At 65.2% G+C, this 1,054-nt stretch carries 2 protein-coding genes; both read right to left on the reverse strand.

The window, feature by feature from the left end; genetic code table 11:
* The coding region (locus tag R1101_RS28625) for a helix-turn-helix domain-containing protein (RefSeq protein ID WP_198420330.1) at positions 1-372 on the reverse strand (372 nt) is incomplete at its 3' end.
* Positions 373-430: 58 nt separating this feature from the next.
* Positions 431-820: a hypothetical protein gene (locus R1101_RS0124150; protein ID WP_157179209.1), complete on the reverse strand. Its 390-nt coding sequence runs from the start codon at positions 818-820 to the stop codon at positions 431-433.
* Positions 821-1,054 lie beyond the last annotated feature (234 nt).

Below are 1,054 nucleotides of genomic sequence, written 5' to 3' on the forward strand. Positions count from 1 at the left end.
TACTTGCCCGGTCAGCGGGTCGCAGTCGGCCAGGTGGGGCACCTGGCGGCGTCGGAGAACTCGGGAGATGGTGCGGGCCGGAACTCCGAGCTCGGCCGCGAGCCAGTCCGGTCCACGCCGTTCACGGGTGCTCAGTGCCACGATCCGTGCCTCGACCTCCGCCGCGGTTCGGGTCGGCATCGTGTGCGGGCGCGAGCACCGGTCGTGCAGTCCTGCCTCCCCCTCGGTCTCGTAACGGGTCACCCAGGTGGACACACACTTGCGGGAAATCCCCATTGCGCTGGCGATATGCGCTTTTGGCCAACCGTCTCGGTAGCGCTCGATGATGAGCAATCTTCCGAGATAAGTGGTGCGGGCATTACGGTGGGACACGAGAACCTCCGAGCGGATGTGGGCCTTAGACAAGCCACACCCCACTCGGAGGTTCTCTTCACATCAAGCCGACACGCCTGCTACCAACGTCCCGGCCGAGTACACCTAGCGGGTCGAGAGCGAACGTCGTGGATCGTGCGATATCCAGCAGTTCCGAGCTGTCTAGAGAGCTGACCGGCTCACCTGGCCCGGTGAGCAGTTCGGCCTGGGCGTATCCCGCCATAGCTGCGATGACGACCGAAGCGAGGATCCCGCCGAGGACCAACAACAACAGTGAGGTGTCGTCTTCCGGGTCGGTGTGCGTGCTCTGACGTGAGCGGTATCTGCGGGCCATCCAGCCGCCGGCACCGCCTACGGTGAGGACAACAAGCGCGTGGACAACGCTCCACCAAGTGCCCGACACTTTCGTGCCGTCGGCGGTGCAGAACTCGGCGACGATCCAGAACAACAGGGACCCTGTGGCCGCGGCCCCCAGGATGCACAAAGCGGTGTGCCGACGCGGATGCCGCTGGTACCACGGTTGGCGCCGAGCCTTGCCCGCTCCACTCGGACCACTGCCGGTCTGTGCCTGGGTCACCCTGTTCTACTCCCCGTTATCGGTTCACGCTCGCGGGGGCGCATCGGCCCGAGCTGTCTTTAGGATGCACGACGCAACGGACACTTCCCCCAACCCACTAAGAGG

It is taken from the genome of Rhodococcus sp. R1101 (assembly GCF_000278445.1).
Classification (GTDB): Bacteria; Actinomycetota; Actinomycetes; order Mycobacteriales; family Mycobacteriaceae; genus Rhodococcus; species Rhodococcus gordoniae.